Origin of the sequence: Lachnobacterium bovis, from assembly GCF_900111325.1 — a bacterium.
GTDB lineage: Bacteria > Bacillota > Clostridia > Lachnospirales > Lachnospiraceae > Roseburia > Roseburia bovis_A.
The window spans coordinates 1-21,449 of the sequence record NZ_FOGW01000009.1; the positions used below are offsets into that span (position 1 = coordinate 1).

17 protein-coding genes and 1 riboswitch are annotated in these 21,449 nt (G+C 32.0%); all 17 genes read right to left on the minus strand.

Annotated elements, in window-relative coordinates; all coding sequences use genetic code 11:
* Positions 1 to 113 precede the first annotated feature (113 nt).
* The gene (gene ispD, locus BMY79_RS04535) at positions 114 to 863 is read right to left on the minus strand and encodes a 2-C-methyl-D-erythritol 4-phosphate cytidylyltransferase (protein WP_022748401.1); all 750 of its coding nucleotides are present in this window, start codon (positions 861 to 863) and stop codon (positions 114 to 116) included.
* Between the two features lie 361 nt (positions 864 to 1,224).
* Complete coding sequence (tsaD, locus tag BMY79_RS04540) at positions 1,225 to 2,247, minus strand: tRNA (adenosine(37)-N6)-threonylcarbamoyltransferase complex transferase subunit TsaD (RefSeq protein WP_022748402.1); 1,023 nt, start codon at positions 2,245 to 2,247, stop codon at positions 1,225 to 1,227.
* Between the two features lie 93 nt (positions 2,248 to 2,340).
* On the minus strand, positions 2,341 to 2,922 hold the full coding sequence (locus BMY79_RS04545; RefSeq protein ID WP_022748404.1) for a DUF6715 family protein: 582 nt from the start codon (positions 2,920 to 2,922) through the stop codon (positions 2,341 to 2,343).
* Between the two features lie 2 nt (positions 2,923 to 2,924).
* The gene (locus BMY79_RS04550) at positions 2,925 to 3,836 is read right to left on the minus strand and encodes a ribonuclease Z (protein ID WP_074730482.1); all 912 of its coding nucleotides are present in this window, start codon (positions 3,834 to 3,836) and stop codon (positions 2,925 to 2,927) included.
* A gap of 49 nt (positions 3,837 to 3,885) precedes the next feature.
* On the minus strand, positions 3,886 to 4,320 hold the full coding sequence (gene rimI / locus BMY79_RS04555) for a ribosomal protein S18-alanine N-acetyltransferase (RefSeq protein WP_074730483.1): 435 nt from the start codon (positions 4,318 to 4,320) through the stop codon (positions 3,886 to 3,888).
* 27 nt (positions 4,321 to 4,347) lie between these two features.
* The gene (gene tsaB, locus BMY79_RS04560; protein ID WP_074730484.1) at positions 4,348 to 5,064 is read right to left on the minus strand and encodes a tRNA (adenosine(37)-N6)-threonylcarbamoyltransferase complex dimerization subunit type 1 TsaB; all 717 of its coding nucleotides are present in this window, start codon (positions 5,062 to 5,064) and stop codon (positions 4,348 to 4,350) included.
* A gap of 18 nt (positions 5,065 to 5,082) precedes the next feature.
* The gene (tsaE, locus tag BMY79_RS04565; protein WP_034226316.1) at positions 5,083 to 5,511 is read right to left on the minus strand and encodes a tRNA (adenosine(37)-N6)-threonylcarbamoyltransferase complex ATPase subunit type 1 TsaE; all 429 of its coding nucleotides are present in this window, start codon (positions 5,509 to 5,511) and stop codon (positions 5,083 to 5,085) included.
* Between the two features lie 10 nt (positions 5,512 to 5,521).
* Positions 5,522 to 6,031 carry a YcxB family protein gene (locus BMY79_RS04570; RefSeq protein ID WP_029067128.1) on the minus strand — a complete coding sequence of 170 codons (510 nt, stop codon included), beginning with the start codon at positions 6,029 to 6,031 and terminating at the stop codon, positions 5,522 to 5,524.
* A gap of 295 nt (positions 6,032 to 6,326) precedes the next feature.
* Positions 6,327 to 6,935, minus strand: coding sequence for an ECF transporter S component (locus tag BMY79_RS04575; protein WP_022748412.1), 609 nt, complete (start codon positions 6,933 to 6,935; stop codon positions 6,327 to 6,329).
* Positions 6,936 to 7,133: 198 nt separating this feature from the next.
* A riboswitch (FMN riboswitch) is annotated at positions 7,134 to 7,248 on the minus strand.
* 53 nt (positions 7,249 to 7,301) lie between these two features.
* On the minus strand, positions 7,302 to 9,443 hold the full coding sequence (locus BMY79_RS04580) for a Tex family protein (protein WP_074730485.1): 2,142 nt from the start codon (positions 9,441 to 9,443) through the stop codon (positions 7,302 to 7,304).
* 18 nt (positions 9,444 to 9,461) lie between these two features.
* Positions 9,462 to 10,658, minus strand: a complete 1,197-nt coding sequence (coaBC, locus tag BMY79_RS04585; protein WP_074730486.1) for a bifunctional phosphopantothenoylcysteine decarboxylase/phosphopantothenate--cysteine ligase CoaBC — start codon at positions 10,656 to 10,658, stop codon at positions 9,462 to 9,464.
* A 159-nt stretch (positions 10,659 to 10,817) separates the two neighbouring features.
* A complete protein-coding gene (locus BMY79_RS04590; protein WP_074730487.1) occupies positions 10,818 to 15,845 on the minus strand; it encodes a S8 family serine peptidase in 5,028 nt (1,675 codons plus the stop codon).
* 304 nt (positions 15,846 to 16,149) lie between these two features.
* Positions 16,150 to 17,190, minus strand: coding sequence for an electron transfer flavoprotein subunit alpha/FixB family protein (locus tag BMY79_RS04595; RefSeq protein ID WP_022748417.1), 1,041 nt, complete (start codon positions 17,188 to 17,190; stop codon positions 16,150 to 16,152).
* A 26-nt stretch (positions 17,191 to 17,216) separates the two neighbouring features.
* Positions 17,217 to 17,999, minus strand: coding sequence for an electron transfer flavoprotein subunit beta/FixA family protein (locus BMY79_RS04600; protein ID WP_022748418.1), 783 nt, complete (start codon positions 17,997 to 17,999; stop codon positions 17,217 to 17,219).
* 76 nt (positions 18,000 to 18,075) lie between these two features.
* Positions 18,076 to 19,230 (minus strand): acyl-CoA dehydrogenase, encoded by a 1,155-nt coding sequence (locus BMY79_RS04605; RefSeq protein WP_022748420.1) that lies wholly within the window; start codon positions 19,228 to 19,230, stop codon positions 18,076 to 18,078.
* A 31-nt stretch (positions 19,231 to 19,261) separates the two neighbouring features.
* Positions 19,262 to 20,101: a 3-hydroxyacyl-CoA dehydrogenase family protein gene (locus BMY79_RS04610; protein WP_022748421.1), complete on the minus strand. Its 840-nt coding sequence runs from the start codon at positions 20,099 to 20,101 to the stop codon at positions 19,262 to 19,264.
* A 128-nt stretch (positions 20,102 to 20,229) separates the two neighbouring features.
* A complete protein-coding gene (locus BMY79_RS04615; RefSeq protein ID WP_022748422.1) occupies positions 20,230 to 21,423 on the minus strand; it encodes an acetyl-CoA C-acetyltransferase in 1,194 nt (397 codons plus the stop codon).
* Between the last annotated feature and the right edge of the window lie 26 nt (positions 21,424 to 21,449).

Below are 21,449 nucleotides of genomic sequence, written 5' to 3' on the forward strand. Positions count from 1 at the left end.
TTTACTGTGTGTTTATTCTATTTTGCTTCTACTTCTACATTTATTTACTGTGTGTTTATTCTATTTTGCTTCTACTTCTACATTTATTTACTGTGCTTTTATTCTAATCTCTATTATTTGTTATCTGATGCTATGAAGCATTCTGCTATTATTATATCTTCTGGTGTTGTTACTTTTATATTTTTATAATCACCTTCTGATATTGTTATTTTTCTATTGTTATAATTTTCTAGTATCATTGCATCATCTGTAATTGTTGGAAGATTGTCGTCTTTATTTTGTATCTTTTGTATTATATCTTTGTACGCTGATTTTATCATATTAACTTCAAACGATTGTGGCGTTTGTATTTGCCATAGTGTATTTCTATCAGGAGTTGATTCTATTTGATTGTCTTTGACTACTTTTATTGTATCTTTTACCTTAACTGCGGTTACTATTGCTTCATATTTTTCAACGTTTTCTATGCAATTATCGATAATCGTTTGAGTTAGCATTGGGCGTGCTCCATCGTGAATATGAACATAACAATTTGTTTTAATATCATTATTAAGATTTTCTTTTTTAGAAATAACTTTAAGTGCTTCGTAAACGGAGTTATATCTTTCTTTTCCCCCCGCGACTATTTCTTTTACCTTTGTAAAATTATATTTTTTTACAATTTTTTCTTTACAATATTCTAAATCTTCTATGCGTGTCACTAATATTATCTCTGAAATTTTTGTGTTTTTTTGAAAAGCTTGTAAACTATAATATAATATTGGTTTTTCACCAATTAACATATATTGTTTGGGTATATCGCTTTTCATTCGACTTCCTTTTCCTGCTGCTAGCACTATTGCTATATGTTTTGCTTCTCTCATATTTGCATATGTTCCTTTCCTTATAAGCGTATATATCTATACAAATAGAGCCGAACCTTGTAAATATTTATTCATTATAATTATTTACTCGGTTCTGGCTCTAATTCGAACTCATTTTAAATTATATTTTTTATTCGTTCATTTGTTATTCGTTTTTTATTTGTTGTTCGTTTTATTTGTTATTCGTTTTATTTGTTGTTCGTTTTATTTGTTGTTCGTTTTATTTATTGTTCGTTTTTTATTTGTTGTTCGTTTTTTATTTGTTGTTCGTTTTATTTGTTGTTTTGTCTTTTTGAATTGTTATGTTATTTAAGCTTTTTCTTTTTACCTTTTTTGTGATTGGTTATTATAAGCGAATTTATTATCTTTCACCTAATTTTAGGTTTGGAATTGCATTTAATGTTAAATCATCGCGCTTTCCATTAATATATTCATAATAAGCCGCCACACCTATCATAGCCGCATTATCTGTACAAAAAATTGGTGATGGATGGTAAAATTCTACTCCTTTTTCTTTACACAATTCTCTTAATGCTTCTCTAATTATACCATTTGAAGCTACTCCACCTGCTATTGCAAATTTATCCATCTTATACTCGTCTATAGCATGTCTAACGTGATCTACAAGTACATCTGTGACAGCACACTGGAATGATGCTGCGACATCTGCTTGATTAATCTCTATGTTTTTCATTTTGCAACCATTTAGGTAATTCAAAACTGCAGATTTTAATCCACTAAAACTAAAATCGTATTCTCCATCTACGATTTTTGCTCTTGGAAAATCTATTGCTTTTGGATTTCCTTCATGTGATACTTTTTCAATTTTTGGACCACCTGGATAACCTAATCCAATAGATCTTGCAACTTTATCGAAAGCCTCTCCTGCTGCATCGTCTCTTGTTTTTCCAAGTATCTCATATTTTCCGTAATCTAATACTTTTACTAAATGAGTATGTCCACCAGAAACGACTAAACATAAAAATGGTGGCTCTAACTCTTTATTTTCTATAAAATTAGCACATATATGGCCTTCAATATGATGTACTCCTACTAGTGGTTTATGAGCTGCATATGCTAATGCTTTTGCCTCTGCTACTCCAACTAATAAAGCACCTACTAAACCTGGACCATATGTTACTCCAATTGCGTCTATTTCGTCTAGAGTTGTATTTGCATCTTTTAATGCCTGTTCTATTACCTGGTTTATTCTTTCTATATGGTTTCTTGATGCTATTTCAGGAACAACACCTCCATATAATGTGTGAATATCTATTTGAGATGAAATTACATTTGATCTTACATCTCTTCCATTTACAACAACTGCTGCTGCTGTTTCATCGCATGAACTTTCTATTGCTAAAATTTTTACTTCTTTTTCCATTTTTACACTTCTTACTTAATTATAGTTTATTTTTCAGGTTACATAGTTGTTTTTGTTAGTTTATGGTTTTTGTTAGTTTATGGTTTTTACTCACTATTCTTGTATAGATGAACTTTTGTCTATTTTATACCACACAAGAATCTTCCATTGGCTGTTTTTATCTTTTCGCAAAACGTAGGTTTGAAATGTTTTAGCAAAACCTTTTTTATCTTTCATAAAATATGATGCATCAACATATGCAATTTCTGCGCCTTTATCTTCTTTGTACATTACATCATTACTACTACATACTGTTGATTGTTTTATTGTTTTTGATTCATCTTTATATTTTTTAATGTCACTTTTGACTGAAGATACATATGAATCTATTGGATTTTCTTTTTTTAAATCATCGTCAAATAGTTCTAATGATTTTTTACAGAGTTTCTTTACCTGCTTATCCGTTGGATTTTCGTTATAAAAACACTCTAGTATTTTATTATAATGTTTTACTACTTCTCGAGGTGTTTTAGGATATTGTCTTTGTAAATCTTTATTAACTACCTCATCAATTTTAGTAATATTAACATTTTTTTCAACATCATCATTTTTATTTTTTGATATTCCCCAAAATGCTCCACACACTATGGCGACTAAAAGTACTGCTGCAATTATCCAACCTACTGTTTTCTTCATACTTAATCCTCCTGGAATAATAATTCTTTTGTTTTCCCATCACGCCCTAAATGTGAATTGGGGAAAATTGTTCTTACTTCCGGAATGTAACTTTCTCCATGAACCAAGGAAGGTGAAAAATGTGTTAACCACATTTCTTCTACTTCAGCATCTCTTGCCATCCTTGCAGCTTCATAAAACGTCATATGTTTATACTGTTTTGCCTTTTCTATCTTATCTTTTTCAGCGTACATACCCTCACATATAAACAAATCAGACTTATGGGCTGCATTAACAATTACTTCCGTCGGTCTTGAATCTGTACAATATGTCAATTTTATTCCTTTACGCTGTGGACCTAGTACCATTTCTGGAGTATATGTTTTGTCTCCGTCTTCTATTGTTTGTCCACGTTGCAATGGATTCCAATATTTCATTGGAATTTGATGTTTTTTAGCACTTTCTACTGAAAATTTACCAGCTCTTTTAATTTCTACTGAATATCCATAACATGTTACATTATGTTTTACTTTAAATGCATGAATGTTATATCCATTTATTTCAAAATATTCATCTTGTTCTGTCATTTCAATACAATTTATTTGAAATGGCAAGCCCGGAGCAATAGACCTTAACGCTCCTACTACTTTAGTTAGTCCCTTGGGTCCTATAATTGTTAGTGGTTCTCTTCGGTCTGCATTACCCATCGTAAGCAATAACCCTGGGAGTCCACTAATGTGATCTGCATGAAAATGTGTGATACACAGTATATCTATCGGTTTAAAACTATGTCCTTGCTCTTTCATTGCAATTTGTGTGCCTTCTCCACAATCAATCAATAAACAACTTCCGTTGTATCTAAGCAAAAGTGATGTTAACCATCTTTTTGGTAATGGCATCATTCCTGCTGTTCCTAATAGGCATACATCTAACATTTCTTTCCAACTTTCTTAATTACTTTTATATATTAATTTAAATTTTATACTATATCTGAACGTCCATTATATAAGCATCCTCTACAGGTTTTTCATAGAAGTTCTTACGAGTTCCTAATATTTTAAACCCCTGCTTTTTGTAAGTTTTTATCGCCGAGGCATTAGTCACTCTAACCTCTAATATAATTCTTGATACCTTTCGTTCAAGTGCTATTCTTTTTAATTCTTCTATCAACTTGGTTGCTACATGCTTCCTGCGATGTTTAAGCGATACTGATACATTAGTAATTTCACCTTCATCTAAGGATATATACATTCCTATATATCCTAGGATTTCACCAACTTCTTCTGCAACCAAAAAAACAGTACTATTATTCTTTATAGATTCACAAAAAGCATTTGCACTCCATGGCTGAGAAAAATTTTCTTTTTCAATTAATGCTACTCCTTGCGAATCTGACTCTCGCATTTGTCTAATTATCATTTTTCTTTTCCTAAATATCTAGTTTTCTTAGCAAATCTTGAAATCTCTAACTTTTTGTTGTCTTTCTCTTTCTGCTTGAGATAATCTTAGATAGTTTGGTTTATGTTCACTAGCGCTACATGTCTTACCTTCTTTTATCAATTTCATACCAAGACAGGCTACTGATGATGCTCTTTGTTCATTTATACTCACTGGTGCAAACATAAATGGAACTTTAACATTTTCTTTTATGTATTCTTTGAATACTTTAACGCCATCCCCTAAAAATATAACTTCTTGGCCAAGTTCATTAATCTGTTCTACTATCTCTTCTATTTTTACAACACACTGTGCCTTTACAACTTCAATATCGTTGTCTTTTCTTTTGTATAAACCTGTATATGTCTGTTGTCTTCTTGCATCCATTAATGGACAAATCAAAGAGCTAGTAGGCCAAACATTCCATGCTAACGCATCAACTGTAGGTACTTCAACTATTCTTTTACCTAGTGCTAATCCCATACCTTTTGCTGTTGCTGAACCTATTCTTAAACCTGTAAACGATCCTGGTCCTTCTGAAATTGCTATTGCGTCAATCTCTTCTAAGTCTAATTCTAGCATTTTTACGATTTCATCAATCATTGGTAATAATGTTTGAGAATGTGTTTTTTTATTATTTATTGTGTATTCAGCTAAAACCTTGTCTTCATCAACTACTGCTACAGACGCAACTACGCCTGAACTATCAATTGCTAATAACTTCATTTATAAAACCTCTTATTTCTATAGGTCTTTTATAGTAATTTTCCTATAATCAAAACCTTTTTCTAAATCTTTTTCTATTGTTATCTCTTTACGATGTTCTGGTAAGATTTCTTCTATCAAATTAGACCATTCTATCATTGTTAAACCTTCACCATAGAAATAATCTTCATATCCAATTTCTTCCATTTCTTCAACATCACCTATTCTATATACGTCAAAGTGATAAAATGGCATTCTTCCTTCATCATACTCTTGTACTATCGTAAAAGTAGGACTATTGATTGGTTCATCTATTTGTAAACCTTTTGCAAGCCCCTGTGTAAAAACCGTTTTTCCAACACCTAAGTCACCTATAAGTGTATAGACTTCACCTTTTTGGGCTTTTTCTCCTAGTTTTTTTCCTAGTTCATATGTCTCTTCTGCAGACCTTGTCTCTATTACTAACATTTTTACTCCCTTACGCTTTATGTGGTTTCATGCTAATACGATATTTTTCCAAATTTTCATTTACTACAGCGAAAATATCATCATAAATATCTTTAACTTGTTCTCTTGGAATAACGTATGCATTTACCCTTGTTGAATAAATCAAAATATTTGTTTTAGTCTCTACCACTTTATATACGCTTTCCCATGGTAAAACTGCTTCTTCTTCATTACACTTAACCTTTACACCTTCTTTAGATAGTGTATAGTTAATCTCACCTGCCAATATCTCATTTTGTTTAATTGAGACTTTTGCTCGTCTATAAAGAGTAATCGGCAAATAAAATAGAAATAATAATCCTATTGCAAATGTTAATATTGTTTTCTGTAATGGAACTTTTTGCAAATTGTAAAAACCTACTACAATAACAAAAATTGCTGCAATAATAGATATTATTCCTTGTGAACTTGTGTAAATCTGATACATATTAAACCTGAATAGATTTTTACTTTGTAATCGTGTTTTAAATTCTACTTTCATTTGTCCTCTGCTATTAAAATAGCTTTTCCTTTCCTAAATTTTTATTTCAAAGGATCTTACTCAAAACAAACTATTCCATGTTTATTATATCATTTGTAAATTAAAAAGAAAAGTCAAGAGGTTTTTTGTAATATAAAAATACCCTCCTTACTGGTTTGAACCGACCCCAAAAAGTTAGATTTTATAGGTCTAACTTTTGGGGTCACCTCAGTTTGTCCAGTAAAGAGGGTACATATCATACTAGTTTTACTAATAAAAAGGTTATTTTATTATTTAATTATCTTGTTATCGTTTTTTATTTATTTCCTCTTAACAATGGTGCAAGTGGTTTATATACACATATTGTTATACCTACACAAACCATTGCTTTTACAAATGTAAATGGAACATTAAATACTAATAAACACTGCTTAATATCTGTTACTAATGGGCAAATTATTTTGTAAGACGCTAAAATTGCATCCTTTGATACGAAGTTATAATATGTTGGATATACAACAAAGAAATTAATTGGAAAACTTAAAACTGCCATCAAAATTGCTCCAACAACTGCAGCAAATATCGCATTTTTCTTTGTTTTATTTTTTTTATAAATCAAACCTGCTGATCCTACAAATACTATTCCTAGCAACATATTAGATAACTCTCCTACACCTGCTGTCTGTGTTTGTGGCATATGGAGTAAATTCTTTACAATTTCTATTAAACATCCTGCAACTGGTCCAAATGTAAATGTTCCGATTAATGCTGGCAAATCTGAAACATCAAACTTAATAAATGATGGCATAAGCAATGCTGGAATTTCTAAATACATTAATACAAATGCTATTGCAGATAGCATTGCTACTGAACATAAACTTCTTACTGTAATTTTTGATTTTTTCTCTTGATATATATTATCCATTTTTTACTTGATCATAACTGTTGTATGATCTTCTCCTTTCTTTTACAGAATGAAGTCTTCAAAATAAAAAAGCCCTAATACTTATGTATCAGGGCACTAATTACTTTAATATTGAGTCTTATAAATATTACAACACCTATTATAATCTTTAACCTTTAAAGTCTATAACTTATTATGCATTGCGATTTATAAACATTCATCTATCTTCTTCCATCCAGACTCTACTGTCGGTTTTGGAATCACACCAAATCAGCCATTATGGCTCGCGGACTTTACCGCCGGTCGGGAATTACACCCTGCCCTGAAGACTTTATTCTTTTTTATAAGAAAATATTATCTCATTTTCTTTTTAATGTCAAACATTTTTTATAATTTCATAGACAATTGTATTCTTTTTTTCTTAACATCTACACTTAACACTTTAACATCTACAATGTCGCCTACACTTACTGCTTCAAGTGGATGCTTTATAAATTTATTACTTATTTCTGAAATATGAACTAATCCATCTTGGTGAACACCTATATCTATAAATGCGCCAAAATCGATAACATTTCTTACTGTACCTTTTAGAATCATTCCTGGTTTTAAATCTTCTAATTCTAATATATCACTTCGTAATATAGGCTTTGGCATATCTTCTCTTGGATCTCGTGCTGGTTTTTCTAATTCTTTTACAATATCTTGTAATGTCATTACACCAATTCCAAGTTCTTTTGATAATTCTTCATAATTTTTTATTTTAGTATGAAGTGAACCTAGTTGTCTTGCCTTTATATCTTCTGTTGTATATCCTAATTTTGTTAATAAATTAGATGCAGCTTCATATGATTCTGGATGAACGGCTGTTGAATCTAATGGATTATCTCCATCTAATATTCTCATAAATCCTGCACATTGTTCAAATGCTTTTGGTCCTAATTTTGCAACTTTTAATAATTGCTTTCTATTTGTAAATTTACCGTTTTCTTCTCTATAAGTTACAATGTTTTTCGCTACAGCTTTTGAAATACCAGATACGTATTCTAATAATGAAACTGATGCAGTATTTAAGTCTATACCAACTTTATTTACACAATCTTCTACTACATTTCCTAATGCTTCACTTAGATTTTTCTGGTTCATATCATGCTGATATTGACCTACACCAATGGATTTTGGATCTATTTTTACTAATTCTGCAAGAGGATCCTGCAACCTCCTAGCCATAGATGTCGCACTTCTTTGACCTACATCAAAATTTGGAAATTCTTCTGTTGCCAATTTACTAGCAGAATAAACTGATGCTCCTGCCTCGTTTACTATTATATATTGAACGTCCTTTGGTATTTCTTTGATAATCTCTACAATTACTTGTTCAGATTCCCTTGATGCTGTACCATTTCCTAATGATATTAGAGAAACGTTATATTTTTCAATTAATTTTTTGATTATTGCTTTAGTTTCTTCCACTTTATTCTGTGGTGCTGTAGGGAAAACAACTGTTGTATCTAATACTTTTCCAATTGGATCTACAATTGCAATTTTACATCCTGTTCTAAATGCTGGATCCCATCCTAATACAACTTTACCTGCAATTGGTGGTTGCATTAACAACTGCTCTAAGTTTTTTCCAAATACTTTTGTTGCACTTTCTTCAGCTTTTTCTGTACAATCATTTCTAAGCTCTCTTTCTACTGAAGGAGCAATTAATCTACTATATGCGTCTTCTATTGTTTCTGTTAAAATTGATTGTATTTCGCTATTTGAAGTATGAATAACTTGTTTCTTTAGGTAATTTAAAATTTCATCTTCTGGTGCTTCTATTTTTATATTAAGTATCTTTTCTTTTTCTCCACGATTAAGAGCTAGAACTCTGTGTCCAGGTAATTTTTTTAAAGGTTCTACGTGATCATAATATTTTTCATATACAGATTCTACGTTTTCTTCTTTGGCTTTTGATATTATTAATCCTTTTTCAAAAGTATCTTTTCTAATTTTTTCTCTATATTTAGCCTCTTCTGAGATACTCTCTGCAATTATATCTTTTGCTCCACTTAATGCTTCTTCTAAAGAATTTACTTCTTTTTCTGAATTGATATATTTTTGGGCTTCCAATTCGATATTTGTAGAATTATTTTGAAGCAAAATAATATTAGCTAATGGCTCTAAACCTTTTTCTTTAGCAATTGTTGCTCTTGTTCTTCTCTTTGGTCTATATGGACGATATAGGTCATCAACAGCAATCTGAGTTTTAGCTTCTTTAATTTGTTTTTCAAGTTCTGGTGTTAATTTTTCTTGTTCGCTTATACTCTTTAATACTGTCGCCTTTTTTTCTTCTAAATTACGAAGATAAATTAATCGCTCATACAAATTTCTTAAGACTTCATCATTTAGTGCACCTGTTACTTCTTTTCGATATCTTGCAATAAAAGGAATTGTATTTCCTTCATCTATAAGTTTTACAGTTGCAACTACCTGCTCGTTTCTAATTTGTAACTCTTGGGCTATTTCATTAATTATATCCATTATAATCTCCTTAATTATTTATTTGTCTATTTTTGATAGTATTTCATTTAATATTTCATTTGCGACCTCTTCTTTAGACATTATTTCTAATTCTTTTGTTGCATCCTTTGTTATAAATGTTACAACATTAGTATCTGTCCCAAAACCTGCGCCTTTTGTTTTTAAATTATTTGCAACTATTAAATCTGCATTTTTGCGTTCGAGTTTTGCTTTAGAATTTTCTATCATATTTTCTGTTTCCATGGAAAAACCACATAAAAATTGATTAGCTTTTTTATTTTGACCTAAATATTGTAAAATATCATCTGTTTTTTCTAATTCTATAACATTTGATGAATTTTTTTTCTTTATTTTTTCATCTTTAGGATTTTTAGGACGAAAATCTGCCACTGCTGCCGCCTTGATTATTATATCCTGACTTGGTTCTAATTTTTTGACCTCCTCAAACATATCTTTTGCACTTGTTACATCTATTTTATCCACAAAATTTACATCTGATAACGATGTTTTTCCACTTACTAAGGTGACTTTTGCCCCCCTTTGCATTGCTATTTTAGCTAATGCATATCCCATCTTTCCTGTTGAATGATTAGTTATATATCTAACTGGATCTATTTTTTCTTGGGTGGAACCTGCTGTAATCAAGATTTTTTTTCCTTTTAAATCTTTTTTTCTTGCTATTGTTTTTAAAATATATTCTTTTAAAAATTCTGGTTCTGGCATCTTACCTGCACCTGTATCTTTGCACGCTAAATAACCACATACCGGTTGTATTATTTCATAGCCATAGTGTTCTAGTTTTTTTAAATTATCTTGAACTATTGGGTTTAAAAACATATTTGTATTCATTGCTGGTGAAATAATTTTAGGTGCTTTAGTCGCCATAATTGTTGTACTTAACATATCATCAGCTATTCCATTTGCAATTTTTCCTATTATATTTGCTGATGCTGGTGCAACCATAAAAATATCAGCTTTTTTAGCCAATGATATATGTTCTACTTCATAATTAAAGTTTCTATCAAATGTATCTACTATACATTTATTGCTTGTTAATGTTTCAAAAGTTATTGGTGTTATAAAATTAGTCGCATTTTTTGTCATTATTACATGTACATCTGCATGTAATTTAACCAATGAACTTGCTAAATTTGCAATTTTATATGCTGCTATACTCCCCGTAACTCCTAAAACTATAGTTTTGCCTTTTAACATAATTTAAATCTCCTCTTTTGATACTTCTCAACTATTATATCATGATTAGATAATTTTTTTAATAAAATTCCTTCGTGACAAATTCAACACGGCTCACTTTAAAAAGAGACGACCGAAGCCGTCTCTTAAAACCTAGTTTTTATACAAATAGATATTCTATTATCTATTTTTTTTGTTTTCTTTTTTTGTTTTTTCTTTTTTAGTTTGGTTCGATGACTTTTGAATTTTAAATGTCTTAGTCACTTTACCTTTATATTTACCTTTTCCGGTTATAACTACTGTGGCAGTTCCTTCTTTTTTATTATTCTTGTAGCTTACTGAATAATCTTTGCCTTTTTTAAGAAGTTCATCTTTATAAAATACTGCTACTGATGGTTTTATTGATTTACCTGTGTAAAGCTGTGTTGGAATATCACTGACTTCGGCATCCTTTAAATCAACTTTTACTTTTTTGTTTTCTTTTGCTACAGTAACTTTGTACTTATCTGAAAATGTCTCATTTCCTGCATTATCTACAGATTTTACTACTATTTCATCTCCATCTTTCAACATAAAGTTACCTTGATATTCTTGATATTCGCCACCGTTTACTGAATAATAAACTTTAGCTGTATCAACATCTGCTGCTGCTAAAATCACTTTACCATTTTCATCAATATTTACTACAGGTTTTTCTGGTGCTTTTGTATCAAGTTTAACTTTTACTACTTTTTGTGCAACCATTCCACCAATATTTGATGCTGTTATTGTAAAGTAATTATCGCCTTCTTGTAATTTAGCATGATAATCAATTTTGTAATCAGCTTTTCCTTCACACATATCCATCGATCTGTATAGTACTTTTTGATTTAATGAAACTTCTATGTTGTTATATGTATCTGTAACATTTCCTTTGATTACGTAATTTGAATTATTTGTGTATACTACACCATCCTCATTCTTTACGTATACATCTTTATCATGTGATATATTCAAATCTGTTCCATTTTGCTGATTTACATTTTTAGTTTGTGCATCAACTATGTTAGTAATATTAATTTGTGGTGCATATTTACTATAATAAAGTCTATATGCATAATTTGAATATAATTTTTCTACATTTCCATCTGGTTTTACATCAGCTGCGTAGATATATACTCTATTTAATCCATCATTAAGTGGTACTGTATGAGTAAATGTTCCGTCTTTATTTACTTTTACAGGTGTTTCACCAATTGTGAATACACTTGGCTCAAAATTTACTTTTCCTTCAATAGTATAAGTTCCATCATTATTTAATTTTGATGGATTTAATTTCATCACTGATGAGAAATTCTCTGATGTCATCTTAAATGAAAGATTAAAGAATTTCTTTGCATCACTTACTGAACCATGATAAACGTAATAATCATACTCAGCTTCATTACCTGCTACATCTTTTACATGGAACACATACAAATCATAATCTTTTGATTTATCTTTTAAAAGAATATCTGTAATAAACTGTCCCTTAGCTGTGTCTTTAATCAACTGTTCTTTTGTGATATCTGACACTGCTTCAATACTAAATTCATTTTCATCATTAGCTTTAACTCGAGCATTAATCTTATCTGCCCCGTTATCTGCAACATATATCAAATTAACTGTTGCATTCTTTGATGTCTTCTTGTCTGTAGTTACAACCTTTGCTGAGCTATCTTGTAAATCAACATCTACCGTTGGAGCTTTTTTATCTTTTGCCTCAACTTTTACTTTATATGTCTTTTCAAATATTGATTTATTATCCTTTGTTGCTTTTACAACAATAGTGTTATCACCTTTTACTAATGCAACATCACAAGTAAAGTTTGTTCCAGATACTGTTGCATTTGAAACAGTTCCATCTGCTGTTGTCATTGTAAGTGCTGAACCTGCTGGTAGGCTTCCTGTAAATGTATAAACACCATCTTTTTCAACAGTCATTTGATCTTCTAAATTATCAAAAGTTACTGTCTTAATTTTACTTGGAATGAATATACTATAATTATCTGAAATATTACCTGCATTATCTAATCCCATTACATATAAGTAATTTTCTTTTCCTTGATTCTTGTTAACCTGTTGTGTAATATCGTATGTATATGTTTTTGTTCCATCAGCGTTTTCTATACTATCTAAATCTTTTAATAGAACTTTTTGGCCTTCTTTTTGATTCTTACTACCAACTGCAACATACATCTGACCTGCTAAACCTGAACTATCATCTGATCCAGTAATATATGCGTAGTATTTGTCACCAATTTTTCCAACTGTTGTAGAAATTACAGGTTTAACTGTGTCTACTTTAATTGGAATTTTAAGTTCTTGTGCATCTGTTTCTGCAAAACCAATATTTGCTTTTATAACAAAATAATATTGACCATCTTTTACTGTTACAGGCTTACCTGTGGCTTGATTATATACGGTTCCATCCCAACCAATCTTATTATTGATTAATGTTGCAAAAGATCCTTGTCCTTCATGTTCTAATGCTGATTTTTGAATATAATCAATTGTTCCTAAATCCGATACAAGAGCACCATTAGCATCTTCGATTCGCATTGACATTTGATTAGCATTTCTAAGCATTGTTAAATATGGATAAGCACCGTCTAATACTCCATCATTATTTGGAGAAATTGAAATATAGTCTTTGTTAATTTGTCCTTCATTTTGTGTTGCAAAATAATCTTCTCCAAGATAAGTATTATTACCATCTGTCAATCCTGTTTTTCCATAATATGAATCTTCTTCATAAATTGGACTGTCGATTATTTTTTCTGTTCCCCAGTTGCCATAAAAGCCTAAAACTGGCATTCCTAAGCTGATTCCGTCTGTATTTTCAAAATGTAAAAATGATTCAACATAAGAATTTTCTGTGTAATCTTTTGTCAAATGTAATGTTGCTGTTACAGTTACTTTTCCTTTTTTAGGAACTGTTATCTGACTTTGATTATATGTTACACTAGCTCCTTGTACCTCTTTAATGACATCTTCATCAGAGTCGCTAACATCATTTATATATACTTTATCTGGAGCAAAATTATATGTTTCTTTCTTAGAACCATAGTTTGTAAAAGTAATATCAAAGTTTACATCTTTTGTTCCTTTTGGAATTTGTCTTAATTCAACACAAGCTTCTCCTTTATATGTAGCAGTAACATTTACTTCAGTAGCGTCTGCTACATCAAGTAAGCCTGCACCTTGATATCTTACTGAATATGGTGTCTGTGAATTTTTATTAATTACAGGTTTTGCAGTGTTCATTATAACTTCTTTCATGAAGTCAACATTTTTGCTTCCTGCAAATGAAAGTTTTCTTTTATTCATTGACTGCTTGATAAGAGCTTCTGCACCTGCAACATATGGTGATGCCATTGAAGTACCACTCATGTACTGATATCCTGCTTTTCCTGAATTTAAGGAATAAATCATTCCACCAGGAGCTGAGATTTCTGGCTTAATATCTAATGTTGGTGTTGGACCCCATGAAGAAAAATCAGACATTTCTTCTTTGTTTTGTCCGGCATTTACATTTTCTTTAAAATCTTTTCCTTGTGTAAACGAATAGCCTGTTGTTCCATTATCTTTCATATTTTTTAACAATTCCTTACCAGCATTGTTTGAAATTGAAACAAATGGAATTTTACTGTCAACACTTGGTGCAATATATGCATTTGGATATGCATCTGAATTATATAAAACAACTCCGATAGCTCCTGCATCTGTTGCATTTGCTGCCTTTTGTGTAAAAGTAATATCACCACGTTTGATTACTGCAATTTTTCCTTTTACATCTACTTTTTCACATTCTTCTTTATTTCCCTTGCCACAATCTACGAGTTCATATGTGTCTTTTAAGTCACTCCATTTCTTATCTCCATCTACTGTTGTAGCTGGATAAGAGCCAATTTCTTTACCGTTTTGTTTGATTTTTAATACATCCTGGTAAACACTATTGTTGTTATATGAAGCAACTGACAAAGAATTTTTATACGCAGAAGGTGAACCTATCATTGCATCGTCTACTAAATTTATTGCTTCTTTATAAGAAGTATTATCACCTCTTAGTGAATCACTTGTTCCTGAGTTTCCAGCTGAAATGGCTGATACTACACCTGCTTGATATGCTTTTTCTACTGCTGCTTCTATAAAATCTGCGTCAGTATCAAAACCACTATCTGAGCCTAAACTCATGTTAATAACGTCTGCATCTAATTTTACTGAATCTTCTATAGCTTTTACTATATCATCAGTATAAGCACTTGAGTTATTTGGATCTGCTGTAAATACTTGCATTCCGATAACCTGTGCCTTTGGTGCTACACCTTGTATAGATTCCATTCCATCATTTGCTTTTCCATTTGCGGCAGTAATACCTGCAACGTGATAGCCATGAGTTGAACGATCATTTAATACTTCATCGTTTCCATTGCTATAACTGTATCCGAATGGAACTTTTTTTGAATAATATTTTCCATATCCTAATAATTTTATTTGGTTTTCCCACCATGATTTAGAGTGTTTTGTTTTGACATTTTTCTCTAATGCCATATCTTTATGTTCATAGTTTACTCCAGTATCTATTATGGAAACTACAACGCCTTCACCTTGATAGCCTGTTTTTTTGCCATTTTTCCATGCATTTAAAACATTTCCTATTTCAAGTGCAGAATCCATCTCTGTTTTTACTGAAGAAGCTTCATAAACATTCTTTACACCCTTTAGAGATTTGATTTGATCAATATAGCCTCTAGCAGCTTCTATTGAAAAACTGTTCACAAGATATGATGATCGATTAATAACCGATGCTCCTGTTAACTCCTCAACTTTTTTGATTACATCACTTTGATTATTCTTTACTTCTTTTTCAATTTTTTTAGTCTGATTTGTGTAATCATCATCTTTTGTTTTTTCAATTGCAGGTTCTTCATTTAACTCTACAATTATTCGAACTACTTCTTTTGGATCTTTTTTCCCTTCTTCTTTACTTAATTTGTTCTTTGAATTTGATAAAACCGAAAGTGCTGTTTTATTCAAATCTTCAATCGTTTTACTATCAGTCGTTTTCTTTTCTCCCTGCTGTGCATATACAGGTAATTTATTGAATCCAGCTGAAGTAACAACAACTCCTAAAGCAAGCGCAATTGCACTTACTTGCTTAAAAGTTTCCCTAAAAACTTTTTTCATAAATTGTCCTCCTCTTCCTAAAGTGTATTACTTTTCTAGCAACTCGTTTGCATAGTCGCAAAAAACTAAATACCTTTCCTAAAAGTATACAACTTTCTCTTTTGTTGTCAATATTTTTTGAATACTTTTTTCTATTTAATAATTTCATTAATTTTATTAACATTCAGAAATATATCTACATTTTATGCTTACATTCTTTTTTAAGATTATTACAGCAAAAAAGCTCTATATCATAATGAAATCTAGCATTTTAGAATCATTTTTATGATATAGAGCCTTTTATTTTAATTATATTAAATACTTATTATTTTGCTAATTCTTCTTTTAAAGCAGCTGTAAGAGCTGGAACTATCTTATGTAAGTCACCAACGATACCGTAGTCAGCAACATCAAAGATTGGAGCATCTTCATCTTTATTGATTGCTATGATAATATCTGAATCTTCCATACCAGCTGTGTGCTGAATTGCTCCAGAAATACCTATTGCAAAATATACATTTGGTCTAACTGTCTTACCAGTCTGTCCAACCTGATAATCCTGAGCTAACCAACCGTTTTCAACAACTGCACGAGAACAGCTTACCATTCCTCCTAAAACATCTGCTAATTCTCTTAAATCCTTGAATCCTTCTTCGCTTCCAACTCCACGACCACCTGATACAAGAATTTTTGCATCCATGATGTTTTCAACATGTCCTACTGCTTTTACAACGTTAAGAATCTCAACCCATCTTCTTGATTCTTTTAACTCTGGATTAAACTCAATAACTTCTGCTTTTCTACCAGCCTCTTTCTTAAGAGCCTGCATAACACCTGGACGTACTGTTGCCATTTGTGGACGATTATCAGGACACGCAATTGTTGCAATTGTGTTTCCACCAAATGCTGGTCTTGTCATTAATAATTGATTGTGTTTCTGTTCTTTTCCTGGCATTGGATTGATTGGGAAATCACCAATCTCAAGTTTTGTACAGTCAGCTGTAAGTCCTGTTTTTACTCTTGCTGATACTGTTGGTCCAAGATCTCTACCAATTGCTGTCGCACCTACTAACATAATTTCTGGTTTGAACTCATTAATTACTGCTGCTAATGCTTCTGCATATGGTTCTGTTCTATATGTTTCAAGAGCTTTGTTATCAACAACAATAACTTTATCTGCTCCATGTTCACCTAATTGATCAGCTAAACCTTTTACGTCTGAACCAAGTAATACCGCTGTTACTTCTGTTCCAAGATCTGCTGCTAATTCTTTTCCCTTTCCTATTAATTCATAAGAAATAGAACTAATTTTATTATCTACTTGTTGCGCATATACGAATACGCCTCTATATTCTTCTAAGCCCATTTTTTTCACCACTTTTCTTTTTTATTTTAAATAATATGTTTCTCTTTTAATTTGCCTACAAGATACTCAACTGATTCTTTTGCATCAAGATTTACTTTTTCACCTGCACCTTTACGTACTTTATCTGATGCTTTTGCGATCTTAGTTGGTGATCCTTTTAAACCTAAATCTGCATCATCAACATCTTTAAGATCGTTTCTTCCCCAGATTGTGATATCTTTATCAAACGCATCCCAAATTCCACCTGGAGTCATATATCTTGGCTCATTTAATTCAGAAAGTGCTGTAATCAAACATGGCATTTGAACTTTTAATTCATGATATCTATCTTCAAACTGACGTTTTACAACAACTGAATCGCCATCTAATTTAATATCTTCTGCGTATGAAACAACTGGAAGTCCAAGGTGTTCTGCAATTTGTGGTCCAACCTGTGCTGTATCACCATCAATTGCTTGACGACCTGTGATAATTAAATCATAATCAAGATTTCTAAGTGCACCAGCAATTGTTGTTGATGTTGCCCAAGTATCAGCTCCACCAAGTACTCTATCTGTTACAAGAATTGCATTATCAGCACCCATTGCTAAAGCTTCACGTAATACATCTTCTGCTTTTGGAATACCCATTGTGAGTACTGTTACTTCTGCTCCAATTTCATCTTTTATTCTAAGTGCTGCTTCAAGTCCAGCTTTATCATCTGGGTTCATGATAGCAAGCATAGCTGTTCTATCTAGAGTTCCATCAGGGTTAAACTTTACGCCACCTTTTGTATCAGGAACTTGTTTAATACATACTACAATTTTCATGTATTTTTTCTCCTTTTATTTTTCTTAAAATATGTCAATTGTTATTTTTTCATCAATCAACATATATCCTAAAAACCTATGCTAATAAGTTACCTGCAATTACCATTCTTTGAACTTCTGATGTTCCTTCATAAATTTCAGTAATCTTAGCATCTCTCATCATACGCTCTACATCATATTCTCTGATGTAACCGTATCCACCGAATAACTGAACAACTTCTGTTGTTACAGCCATTGCAGTCTCTGCTGCAAATAATTTTGCTTTAGCGGCTTCTAAAGAGTATCTCTTCTGTGTAGCTTTAGCCTGAGCAGCTTTATATACTAATAATTTAGCAGCTTCTACTCTTGCAGCCATATCAGCAAGTTTAAACTGTGTATTCTGCTGCTGAGCAATTGAACGACCAAACTGTTTTCTTTCTTTTGTATATTCAATACAACGCTCTAATGCACCTTCTGCAATTCCAAGTGCCTGTGCTGCAATACCAATACGTCCACCATCAAGTGTATGCATTGCGATACTAAATCCCTTACCTTCAGCACCTAATAAGTTTTCTTTTGGAATTCTGCAATCTTCAAAAATTAATTCATATGTTGAAGAGCCACGGATACCCATTTTCTTTTCTTTTGTACCAAATGAAAATCCTGGAGCGTCTTTATCAACGATGAAAGCAGAAAAATTCTTTTTCTTTCTTCCTCTCTTATCTTCTGTTACAGATGTAACGGCAATTACGATATAAACGTCTGCTTCTTTACCGTTTGTAATGAAACATTTTGATCCGTTTAATACCCATTCATCACCATCCAATACTGCCTTTGTCTGTGCTCCCTGTGCATCTGTACCAGCACCTGGTTCTGTTAAAGCAAATGCTCCAAGCTTTTCACCTGTTGCAAGTGGTCTAACATATTTTTCTTTTTGTTCTGGTGTGCCAAATGTCATGATAGGATCAATACAAAGTGATGTGTGTGCCGAAACAATAACACCAGTTGTTGCACATACTTTTGATAATTCTTCAACGCACATAACATATGTTAAAGGATCGCATCCTTGTCCGCCATATTCTTTTGGTACTGGGATTCCCATGAATCCGTATTTTTGCATTTTAGTAACTGTCTCACGTGGGAAAACTTCTGTTTCATCAACTTCCTGCGCAAGAGGTTTTACTTCTGTCTCTGCAAACTCTTTGAATAAGTTGCGAGCCATCTCATGTTTCTTGTCTAAAGTAAAATCCATGATTTAATTCCTCCGTTTTTTTCTGAATTTTTTATTTGCTATAATCGTAGAATCCGATACCTGTTTTACGTCCTAATTTTCCTGCACGAACCATTTTCTTTAATAAAACATGTGGACGATATTTAGGATCACCTGTCTCATCATATAATACGTTCATGATAGCAAGGCAGATATCTAATCCAACTAAATCTCCTAATGCCAAAGGTCCCATTGGATGATTAGCGCCTAACTTCATAGCTGTATCAATTCCTTCAACTGATGCTACTCCATCTGCGTAAATTCCAATTGCTTCATTAATCATTGGAATTAATATTCTATTTACAACAAAGCCTGGAGCTTCTTTAACTTCTACTGGAGTTTTTCCAATTTCTTTTGCGATAGCAACGATTTTGTCATTAAGATCATCTGGTGTATTCTCACCTTTGATTACTTCGATTAATTTCATTACTGGTGCTGGGTTAAAGAAATGCATACCGATAACTGGTCTATCTAATCCTGCACCGATTTCTGTGATTGATAATGATGATGTATTTGATGCAAAAATACATTCTGCAGGTACAATATCCTGTAATTCTTTGAATGTATCTTGTTTTACTTTCATTACTTCAAGAGCTGCTTCAACGATTAAATCTGCATCTGTACAAATTGTTTTAACACCTGTTGTGATTTTTCCTAAAATCTTATCAGCATCTTCTTGTGCCATTTTTCCCTTTGTAACCATTCTATCTAATGATTTTTTGATTTTATTTTTTCCGTTTGCTGCGAATTCTTCATTAATATCACATAAATATACTTCATATCCTTCTGTCTGTGCAAAAGCCTGTGCAATGCCAGAACCCATTGTTCCTGCTCCGATTACTCCTACTTTCATTTTACTTTCTCCTTTTTACTTTCAATTTATTTTAATACCAAAAATGGTAAAATTTTCTATGTTTGTTCATAAATCCCAAAGGGCGTATAAATTGTTACGCCCCATAGGATTTTTTATTTTATATTTTATTAGTTATATTTTTCAACAACTGTGGCACAACCCATTCCGCCACCAATACATAATGTTGCAAGACCTTTATTAGCATCCTGTCTCTTCTGCATTTCATGAAGTAATGTAACTAAAATACGGCAACCTGATGCACCTACTGGATGACCTAAAGCGATAGCACCACCGTTTACGTTTACTTTATTCATATCAAATCCTAAGTCACGAGCTACTGCAACTGACTGTGCAGCAAACGCTTCATTTGCTTCAATTAAATCCATATCATCAACTGTTAAACCTGTACGTTTCATAACATTTTTAACTGCTGCAACTGGGCCAACACCCATAATTGAAGGATCAACACCACCCATTGCTCCGCCAACAAATGTTGCCATTGGTGTAACACCTAATTCTTTTGCTTTTTCTTCAGACATTACAACAACTGCTGCTGCACCATCATTGATACCTGATGCATTACCTGCTGTAATTAAGCCGCCTTCTTTTCCAGAACAGCATTTTAATTTAGCAAGTGACTCAACTGTTGTACCTGCACGAGGTCCTTCATCTGTATCAATAACAATATCACCTTTCTTACGATCGTGGATAACGAAAGGTACAATCTCATCTTTGAATTTACCTTCAGCCATAGCTTTTTCACATTTCTGCTGGCTGTTTGCTGAGAATTGATCTAACTCTTCACGAGTAATACCATATTTTTCTGCAACATTTTCTGCTGTAATCATCATATGATACTGATTGAATGCATCCCATAATGCATCATTAATCATTGTATCGATTAATTTACCATTGTTCATACGATAACCAAAACGTGCTTTATCTAATGCAAAAGGTGCGCGAGACATTGACTCCATACCACCAGCTACTACTATATCAGCCTGACCTGCCATAATCATATTAGCTGCTTCATTTACACATTTAAGACCAGAACCACAAACAACATTTAATGTGATTGCTGGAACTTCAACTGGAAGTCCTGCTTTGATAGCAGCCTGTCTTGCAACGTTTTGTCCAAGACCAGCTTGAATTACGCAACCCATTTTAACTTCATCTACTTGTTCAGGTTTAACACCTGCTCTATTTAATGCTTCTTTAATAACTGCAGCACCTAAATCTACAGCTGGGACTGAAGCAAACTGTCCACCCATTTTTCCAATAGCAGTACGACATGCGCCTGCAATTACAACTTTCTTTGCCATATGCTCTTCTCCTTTTTACTAATTAC

What these genes read in the sequence shown, in the direction of transcription:
- ispD (WP_022748401.1), bottom strand. Translation starts at nt 863, where the DNA reads ATGAGAGAAGCAAAACATATAGCAATAGTGCTAGCAGCAGGAAAAGGA.
- tsaD (WP_022748402.1), bottom strand. Translation starts at nt 2,247, where the DNA reads ATGGAAAAAGAAGTAAAAATTTTAGCAATAGAAAGTTCATGCGATGAA.
- BMY79_RS04545 (WP_022748404.1), bottom strand. Translation starts at nt 2,922, where the DNA reads ATGAAGAAAACAGTAGGTTGGATAATTGCAGCAGTACTTTTAGTCGCC.
- BMY79_RS04550 (WP_074730482.1), bottom strand. Translation starts at nt 3,836, where the DNA reads ATGTTAGATGTATGCCTATTAGGAACAGCAGGAATGATGCCATTACCA.
- rimI (WP_074730483.1), bottom strand. Translation starts at nt 4,320, where the DNA reads ATGATAATTAGACAAATGCGAGAGTCAGATTCGCAAGGAGTAGCATTA.
- tsaB (WP_074730484.1), bottom strand. Translation starts at nt 5,064, where the DNA reads ATGAAGTTATTAGCAATTGATAGTTCAGGCGTAGTTGCGTCTGTAGCA.
- tsaE (WP_034226316.1), bottom strand. Translation starts at nt 5,511, where the DNA reads ATGTTAGTAATAGAGACAAGGTCTGCAGAAGAGACATATGAACTAGGA.
- BMY79_RS04570 (WP_029067128.1), bottom strand. Translation starts at nt 6,031, where the DNA reads ATGAAAGTAGAATTTAAAACACGATTACAAAGTAAAAATCTATTCAGG.
- BMY79_RS04575 (WP_022748412.1), bottom strand. Translation starts at nt 6,935, where the DNA reads ATGGATAATATATATCAAGAGAAAAAATCAAAAATTACAGTAAGAAGT.
- BMY79_RS04580 (WP_074730485.1), bottom strand. Translation starts at nt 9,443, where the DNA reads ATGGATATAATTAATGAAATAGCCCAAGAGTTACAAATTAGAAACGAG.
- coaBC (WP_074730486.1), bottom strand. Translation starts at nt 10,658, where the DNA reads ATGTTAAAAGGCAAAACTATAGTTTTAGGAGTTACGGGGAGTATAGCA.
- BMY79_RS04590 (WP_074730487.1), bottom strand. Translation starts at nt 15,845, where the DNA reads ATGAAAAAAGTTTTTAGGGAAACTTTTAAGCAAGTAAGTGCAATTGCG.
- BMY79_RS04595 (WP_022748417.1), bottom strand. Translation starts at nt 17,190, where the DNA reads ATGGGCTTAGAAGAATATAGAGGCGTATTCGTATATGCGCAACAAGTA.
- BMY79_RS04600 (WP_022748418.1), bottom strand. Translation starts at nt 17,999, where the DNA reads ATGAAAATTGTAGTATGTATTAAACAAGTTCCTGATACAAAAGGTGGC.
- BMY79_RS04605 (WP_022748420.1), bottom strand. Translation starts at nt 19,230, where the DNA reads ATGGATTTTACTTTAGACAAGAAACATGAGATGGCTCGCAACTTATTC.
- BMY79_RS04610 (WP_022748421.1), bottom strand. Translation starts at nt 20,101, where the DNA reads ATGAAAGTAGGAGTAATCGGAGCAGGAACAATGGGTTCTGGCATTGCA.
- BMY79_RS04615 (WP_022748422.1), bottom strand. Translation starts at nt 21,423, where the DNA reads ATGGCAAAGAAAGTTGTAATTGCAGGCGCATGTCGTACTGCTATTGGA.